The organism is Streptomyces sp. NPDC005070, from assembly GCF_053600395.1.
Map to the genome: position 1 here is coordinate 1 of NZ_JBSFZS010000205.1, position 7,974 is coordinate 7,974.

The following is a 7,974-nucleotide window of genomic DNA, read 5'->3' on the forward strand; positions in this document are numbered from 1 at the left end:
GGCGTTCCGGGTCCCGTCCGCTTCCCCGAAGGTGTCCCGGTCGCCCCGCCGATCAGCAGGTCATGGAACGTCAGGCGCTGCGCCGGGTCGACCAGGGTGATCTCAGCGAGGAGGACGAGGAGCGGCTGGGCACGACGCTCATGGTCCTGCACGACCGGATGAGAGACCTGTGCGCGACCCACGGCCTCACCCTGGAAGACCTCAACCTCGACCTCGGCCCCCTGGGCCCTCTGCTCCCACCCCCCGACTGACCCGGCCCCAGCCCCCGGAGGACGACCTCGCGGGAGCCGCCCACGACCGCCGGGCTACCCGCCCGCCGCCCGCGGCTCCCGCAGCACCGCGATCTCCCCGGGATCGATCCTCAGAAGGCCCGACAGGGGTTTGCCGGTGAGGAGTTCGGTGGTGCCCGGGGTGACCGGGATCTCCGCGCCCCGGCCCGCGTGGTCGATGACGAACACGTAGTCGGCGTCGCGGCCCCGGCGGCGGACCGTCTCCACTCCCGGGGGCAGGTCGCCGGCGTCGCCGACCCCGGCCTCGGTGCGGATACGGTCCAGCAGGGCGGTGAGGGTGTCCGGGTCGGGAAGGGTCGCCAGGTACCAGGCGATGCCCGCGCCGTGGGTGTGTCGCGTCACCGCCGGGACCCCCGCCAGGGGACCGTCCGTGTACGTGGCGATGGGCTCGGCGCCGTTCAGGCGCAGCCGTTCCGACCACAGGGTGGCCGTGGCGCCCGGGGGCACCTGGCCGGTCAGTCCGGCCGACTCGCCGGGGAGGAGAGGGAAGAGTTCGTCGCCGCGAATGCCGAGGGTGTCGCGGAAGGCGCCCGGGTAACCGCCCAGCCGGATATGGCAGTTCTCGTCGACGGCTCCGCTGTGGAAGCCGATCGCGAGGGTGCCGCCGCGCTCGACATGGCCGGTCAGGTTCGCCGCGCCCGCCTCGTCCACGAGGTAGAGGCTCGGGGCGAGGACGAGGCGGTAGGCCGAGAGGTCCGCGTCCGGGCGGACGAAGTCGACGGCCACACCGGACCGCCACAGGGGTTCGTACCAGGCACGGACCAGATCCTTGTACCGGAGGTCGCCACTGGGCTGAGAGGGCAGTTCCAGCGCCCAACGGGCGTTCCAGTCCCAGACGATGGCGACTTCGGCGGTGCCGGTGCTGCCGCGTACCTCGGCCAGGGCCTTGAGATCGGCGCCGAGGCGGACGACGTCCTGCCAGATGCGGCTGTCCGTGCCCGCGTGCGGGAGCATCGCCGAGTGCCACTGTTCGGCGCCCGCCTTCGCGGCCCGCCACTGGAAGTAGGCGATGCCGTCGGCACCGTGGGCCACATGGGCGAGGGCGTTACGGCGCATCTCGCCGGGGGCCTTGGCCCGGTTGACGGGCTGCCAGTTCACGGCGCCCGTGGAGTGTTCCATGAGCAGCCAGGGCCCTCCGGCCAGCGACCGTGTCAGGTCGCCGCAGAGCGCGACGTCGATCTCGGAGGCCGGGTCGGCGGACATCAGGTAGTGGTCGTTGGAGACGATGTCGAGTTCCGGCGCCCACCGCCAGTAGTCGAGCGCGTCGAAGGTGTCCATGACCATGAAGTTGGTGGTGGCCGGTGTCGAGGGGGCGGCCGCGCGCAGGACGTCCCGCTCCGCGGTGTAGAGCGAAAGCAGTTCGTCGGAGCAGAAGCGGCGCCAGTCGAGCTGGTGCGTGGGATTGGGGACGGCGCCGGTGGCGCGGGGCGGCAGGATCTCCTCCCAGTCGTAGTACCACTGGCTCCAGAAAGTGGTGCCCCAGGCGTGGTTGAGGGCGGCCAGGTCGTCGCCGTAGCGGGCGCGCAGCCAGGTGCGGAAGGACCGGGCGCTGGTGTCGCAGTAGCAGGCCGCGTTGTGACAGCCGTACTCGTTGTGGATGTGCCACATCACGACGGCCGGGTGGGCGGCGTAGCGTTCGGCGAGGGCGCCCGTGACGCGCAGGGCCGCCGCACGGTAGGCGGGGCTGCTCGGGCAGAACGTCTGTCTGCTGCCGTACGTCTGCGTACGGCCGTCCCGGTCGGTCGGGAGCGCCTCGGGGTGCGCCCGCAAGAACCAGGCGGGCGGAGCGGCCGTGGGGGTGGCGAGGTCGGCGGCGATGCCGTTCTCGTGGAGGAGGTCCAGGAGCCGGTCCATGCGGGTGAAGTCGAACCGCCCCTCGGAGGGCTCCATGAGGGCCCAGGAGAAGATGCCGACGCTGACCATGGTGACGCCGGCCTCGCGCATCAGGCGCATGTCCTCGGCCCAGATCTCCTCGGGCCACTGTTCGGGGTTGTAGTCGCCGCCGTAGACGATGCCGGGGACGGACAGGGTGCGTTCGGAGGTCATACGGCTCCTCCCGAGGCCGGCGCGTGTCCCGAGGACAGCAGACGGCGGGTGGTGGCCACGCCCCAGTCGTCGAGGGACAGCAGCCGGTCGCTGGAAGCCATGAGGCCGTCGGTGGCCTCGACATGCGCCGCCCAGCGTTCCCGGGTCTCGACGGCGGGGCGGGCCATCAGGCAGTCGGGGTCGTTGATCCACAGGCGCCGGTGCTGCCACTGGCGGCCGACGCCGGTGAACTCGGCGGCGTCCTGGCCGGGTTGGCTGTTGTCGCCGGCTTCGGGACGCCGGTGCGGGGCCGTGTCGGGGCTGACCCGCATCGCGTCGAACAGGCCGATGGACGGGAGGACGGGGGCTCCGCAGCCGAGGAGGTAGGCGTCGGGGCCGATGGCTTCGCGGATCAGGGCGATTCCGTCGCGGTAGGCGGTCAGCGCGTCGGTCCCGGAGTGCCGGGCGCCGTCCAGGGCGCCCGCGTAGAGGAAGTCGGTCTTGAAGTAGTCGTAGCCCTCGGCCCGCAGGGTGGCGTAGACGTGGGTCAGGTAGGACCGGGCCTCGGGGTGGGTGATGTCGAGGGTGAACAGGTCGTGGTTCCAGTTGTGGCCCGCGTGCAGGGGCGCGCCCGCCGGGTCGCGGACCAGCCACTCGGGGTGCTTCGCGGCGAGTTCGCTGTGCGGCGCCACGAGGAACGGCGCGGTCCAGATCCCCGCTCGCCGGCCGCGGGCGCGGATGGCGTCGGCGAGGGCGGCGCGGGAGCGGAAGCGGCCGGAGAGGGTGAGCCAGTCGCCGAGTGCGCTCTGGTAGCCGTCGTCGATCTGGACGACGTCGACGGGGAGGTCGAGGGTGTCCATGGCACGGAGGTTCTCGTGGATGTCGTCCTCGGTGACGGCGGTGAAGTACTCGTACCAGGAGCACCACACCGTGGGCGCGGGCCGCGGGCCGGGCGTCGCGAGGGCGTCGGCCCAGGCGGCGAGCGCGCCCTGGATTCCGTCCGGTCCGGAGTACGAGGACTCGGTGACCGGGCCGTCGGCGCTGATCTCGGCGCGGCCGTCGCGGACGGCCAGCCGGATCGAGGGCACCGAGGCGGCCGGGTCGGGCGCCGCCCACAGCCGCACCGGGGAACCGTCGCCCGGGTCCAGCGCGAGCAGTCCCTCGCCCTGGAAGGTCCCGGGCGGCGCGGTGCGGCCGGGCCGGTAGCAGACGGTCGCCCAATTGGCGTTCGCCGGGCGGTGGGGAGCGTCGTCGAGGGCGTAGGAGCCGCTGGGACTCCAGGACTGCCAGCCCTCCTCGTGGACCCGTGCGGGGCGCGGGTCCACGGGCAGTGAGGCTACGGGGGTGAAGGCCTGGGGCACGTCGTTCTCTTTCACGTGGAGCCGCCTGAGTCTTTCGAGTGGTGTCGTCTCAGCTCTTGTTGGCGCCGAGGGTCAGACCGCTGACGAACTGCCGCTGGAGCGCGAAGTACACGACGAGCGTGGGAATCGCGGTGAGCAGGGCGCCGGCGGCGACCAGGTTGGGATCCGTGAAGTACTGGCCGGAGAGGTTGTTCAGGGCCGAGGTGATCGGCATGTTCTCGCCGGTCGAGATCAGCACGAGGGCCCAGAAGAAGTCGTTGTAGATCCAGATCGACAGCAGGGTCGCCAGGGCCGCCATCGCGGGCTTGCACAGCGGCAGGGTGATCTGCCAGTACAGCCGCCAGACCGAGGCTCCGTCCACGAGCGCGGCCTCGGTCAGCTCGTCCGGCAGGGAGCGCATGTAGTTGCTGAGCACGAACGCGCAGAACCCGGACTGGAAGGCCACGTGGATCAGCACGAGGCCGAGCGCGGAGTCGTACAGCTTGCCGCTCGCCGTGATGCCCGGCAGGTCGGTGAGCAGGTACATCCGGTACAGCGGGGTGATGATGACCTGCTGCGGAAGCAGATTGCCGGCCGTGAAGACCAGCAGCAGCGCGAGGTTGAGGCGGAAGTCGAAGCGGCTGACGTAGAACGCGACCATCGACGACAGGAACAGGGTGAGCAGCACGGCCGGCACCGCGATCAGCAGGGTGTTGACGAAGTAGTGCGTCATGTCCGACTGCTCGAAGGCGTTCTTGAAGTTGTCCAGGTTCAGTGTGTCCGGCCAGGACACATAGCCCTTGTCGCTGGTCTCGCTGTACGGGCGCAGGGCCGAGAAGACCGCCCACAGCAGCGGGGCGAGCCAGGCCAGGGCGGTACCGGCGAGGAAGACGTGCAGCAGGACGCGGGCCGGGCGCAGTGGTGTGCGCTGCCTGGGCGCGCCGGTCACGAGGGTGGAGGCGCTCACGCTCGCCGCTCCTTCCGGAAGGTCGCGATCAGGTAGGGGACGATCACGACGAGGGAGATGACCAGCAGGACCACGGCGATCGCCGAGCCGTACCCGATGCGGCTCGACTCACCGATGATGTTGTTGGTCACCAGGATCGAGAGCAACTCCGTCCCCTGGGCGCCCTTGTTGAAGACGAAGACCAGGTCGAAGGCGCGCAGCGCCTCGATGATGGTGACGACCAGCACGACGGTGTTGGTGGGGCGCAGCGTCGGGAAGATGACGTGTCTGAACGTCTGCCACTCGTTGGCACCGTCCAGCGCGGAGGCCTCTCTGAGGGAGGGGTCGACGCCCTTGAGGCCGGCCAGGTACAGGATCATCATGTAGCCGGTGTGCCGCCAGGAGGCCGCGACGAGCACGGCCCACAGATTGAGATCGGGGTCGCCGATCCAGTCGATGTAGTGGCCCGGCGTGTTGGCGCCGATGAGGCTGTTGATGAGTCCCGTGTCCGGGTTGTAGACGAGCTGCCAGACGAAGCCGATGCAGGCCATCGAGATGACGACCGGCAGGAAGAACGCGGTCTGGTAGACGCGGCTGAAGCGGATGTTCTTGTCCAACTGCACGGCCAGGAAGAGGCCGAGCGGTGTCGGGATCAGGATGAGGACGACGAACCAGATGACGTTGTGCTGGACGGCGGGCCAGAACTGCGGGTTGTCGTTGAAGAGTTGATGGAAGTTCTGGAGGCCCACCCACTTGATCGAGTCGAACCCGATGCCGTCCCAGGTGGTGAAGGCGAGGGCGATGGAGGCGAGGGCGGTGACCCAGACCAGGGCCACGTGCAGGACCGTGGGCACGCCCGCCATGAGGGCGAGCGTGAACCGGTCACGGCGGGTCAGCAGGCGGCGGTGGCCGCGTGCCGACCGCTTCGGCGCGGAGGCAGCGCCCGGAGGCGGCACGCTGGCCGCCTCCGGGGACTTCGTCGTGGTGTCGGTGGTCATGATGTCGTTCACGCGGTCGCGAAGATCTGCTTCTTCTGGCGCTCGATCGACGACAGCAAGCTGTCCACGCCCTTGGGGTTCTGGAGGAACTTCTGGAGTCCGGGCTGCATCACCGTCGAGGTGAAGTCCGGGCGGGAGTCGCGGTCCATGAACTGGGTCAGGGTCTTGGCGCCCGCGATCATGTCGAACGCCTTCTTCTGGAGCGGCGAGTACGCGGAGGTGTCGGCCTTGCTGGAGGCGGCCACGACGCTCGGGTCGCCCTTGAGGTAGAGCTCCTCCGCGGCCGGGCTGCCCATGTACTCCAGCAGCTTGAGGACTCCGGCGTGGTTCTTGGGGGCCTTGCTGACCATGAGGCCGTCGGTGGGCGCCTCCACGGTGTCCTGGCCGTACGCGGAGTCGATCTCCGGGAAGGGGAAGAAGTCGAGGTCGTCCAGGTCGTCCTTGTTGGTGAACTGCTGGGCCACGAAGGTGCCGAGGAGGTACATGCCGGCCTTCTTGGCGACCAGCGTCTGCGCGGCGTCCTGCCAGGTGCGGCCCATGAAGCCGTCCTGGTGGTACGGGAGGAGTTCGGCCCAGTGGTCGAAGGTGGCCTTGACCTTGGCGTCGGTCCAGGAGGCCTTGCCGGCCATGAGCTGGACGTGGAAGTCGTAGCCGTTGAGGCGGAAGTTGATCTGGTCGAAGGTGCCCATCGCGGGCCAGGCGTCCTTGTCACCGAAGGCGATCGGGACCAGCTTGTCCTTCTTCATCTGCTTGCACAGGGCGATGAGTTCGTCCCAGGTGGTGGGGACCTTGTAGCCGTGCTGCTGGAAGACGCTCTTGCGGTAGAAGACCGCCCACGGGTACGTCGTCATCGGAACGAAGTAGTACTTGCCGTCCTCGCCCTTGCTGAGCTTCTGCATCGCCTCGGGGAAGTTGTCCCCGATCTTCGCCCACACGTCGTCGATCGGCGAGGCGAGCTTCTTGGCCGCGAAGAACTGCATGCGGTACCCGGCGAACCAGTTGAAGACGTCGTCCGGCGTGCCCTGCAGATACGAGTTGATCTGCTCCTGGAAGGTGTTGTGGTCCTTCGTGTTGACGTCGACCGCGAGGCCGGACTGCTTCCTGAAGTCCGCGTAGACGTCGGCGAAGGCCTTCTTCGGCACGGCGTCGGACGCGTTGGAGCCGACGGTGACCGTCTTGGGGTCCGAGGCCGTGCCGTTGCCGCCGCAGGCGCTCAACAGGGGTACGCCCGCGCCGAGGGCGACCGCGCCGCCGATTCCGCGGATGAGGGTGCGACGGCTGGGCGTTGGGGCGGACAGACCCGAGAGGGGAAGGTGCATGACGGCTCCTGAGGGCAGGGTTCGGTCGAGTTGGACGGCGGGGAGGCCGGAAATCGATCAGAAACCAACTCGACCGAACAACGTGGGCGTAATGACAGCCTCATGTCGTCACCACGTCAAGACCTCGCGGCCGCCTTGCCCGAAACGTGACCGACACGTCACGGACCACCGTCATGGGCCTCGGAAAAGGGGCGAACGCCACCGGTGCGGGCCGTCGAGCCACCACCTCGCCCGGTTCGCGAACCTGCACACGTCGGGCTGCACAACCGTAATGACGATGTTGGCTTTCGCGACGCAGTCACCCAAAAGCAAACAGTCGCTGGTTGAATTTGTTTACAGGCAGCGCAAATCGGCGAGCGGGCCATTCCCTGCCAAATGCGGCAGACTGATGACGGGTCAGGGGCTGCGGACCCCCGGTCGGCGTTCGTCCGACTCTCAGTCTCGCGCAACGTAATCGATTACGCCACAGGCCTCGACTATCGATCCGGCAAAGGCACGCAGGGGAACAGGCGGGCCGGGGGCGGCGGTTCACGACTGCCGGACGGCCGCGCGCGGTCGAGGAGGCCGCGGCCGTCAGACCGACGCGCGCGCCACGAACGTCGTACCGACCCGCACGGTCCTTCGCCTCGTCCGGCCGTCGATCTGCTCCAGGAGGAGCCCGGCCGCGACGCGGCCGACCTCGCGCGCCGGGTAGCGGATGGTCGTCAGGCGCGGCCGGACGAGCGAGGCGAACTCGATGTCGTCGTGCCCCACCAGCGACACGTCGCCGGGAATGTCGAGCCCGAGACGCTCGGCCGTGTCCATGGCGCCGACGGCGGTGATGTCGTTGCCGCACAGCACCGCCTCGGGCCGGAGCCGCGCGCGCATCAGCCGTTCGAAGCCCTCCGCTCCCGCCTCGCGCGTGTGCTCGCCGTGGACGATGTGCTCCCGTGCGATGCGCAGGCCCGCCTCGGCCGCGTGCCTTGTCCGCGAACTGCGGGTCGTCCGGCGAGGGGATCTGGTCGAACGAGTTCTGCGAGTGGACGTTGTACGTCGCCCTCGTCTCCAGTGACCACG

Annotated in this window: 7 protein-coding genes; 1 reads left to right on the plus strand and 6 read right to left on the minus strand. The window is 69.4% G+C overall.

Annotated features, from left to right (window positions below):
- On the plus strand, positions 1-251 hold a 251-nt coding region (locus ACWEBX_RS35440; protein WP_451888867.1), incomplete at its 5' end, for a gas vesicle protein K.
- Between the two features lie 54 nt (positions 252-305).
- On the opposite strand, the gene ACWEBX_RS35445 is transcribed toward ACWEBX_RS35440, so the two are convergent.
- The 6 genes from ACWEBX_RS35445 to ACWEBX_RS35470 form a co-directional block, all read right to left on the minus strand.
- Positions 306-2,336, minus strand: coding sequence for a beta-galactosidase (locus ACWEBX_RS35445; RefSeq protein ID WP_451888868.1), 2,031 nt, complete (start codon positions 2,334-2,336; stop codon positions 306-308).
- A complete protein-coding gene (locus ACWEBX_RS35450) occupies positions 2,333-3,676 on the minus strand; it encodes a glycoside hydrolase family 36 protein (RefSeq protein WP_451888872.1) in 1,344 nt (447 codons plus the stop codon). Before ACWEBX_RS35450 ends, ACWEBX_RS35445 begins: the two co-directional genes overlap by 4 nt.
- A 49-nt stretch (positions 3,677-3,725) precedes the next feature.
- On the minus strand, positions 3,726-4,622 hold the full coding sequence (locus ACWEBX_RS35455) for a carbohydrate ABC transporter permease (protein WP_451888869.1): 897 nt from the start codon (positions 4,620-4,622) through the stop codon (positions 3,726-3,728).
- On the minus strand, positions 4,619-5,599 hold the full coding sequence (locus tag ACWEBX_RS35460) for a carbohydrate ABC transporter permease (RefSeq protein WP_451888873.1): 981 nt from the start codon (positions 5,597-5,599) through the stop codon (positions 4,619-4,621). Before ACWEBX_RS35460 ends, ACWEBX_RS35455 begins: the two co-directional genes overlap by 4 nt.
- Before the next feature lie 8 nt (positions 5,600-5,607).
- Positions 5,608-6,918 (minus strand): ABC transporter substrate-binding protein, encoded by a 1,311-nt coding sequence (locus ACWEBX_RS35465; RefSeq protein WP_451888870.1) that lies wholly within the window; start codon positions 6,916-6,918, stop codon positions 5,608-5,610.
- A gap of 573 nt (positions 6,919-7,491) precedes the next feature.
- Positions 7,492-7,974 (minus strand): substrate-binding domain-containing protein (locus tag ACWEBX_RS35470; protein WP_451888871.1); only part of this gene is annotated, 483 nt, incomplete at its 5' end.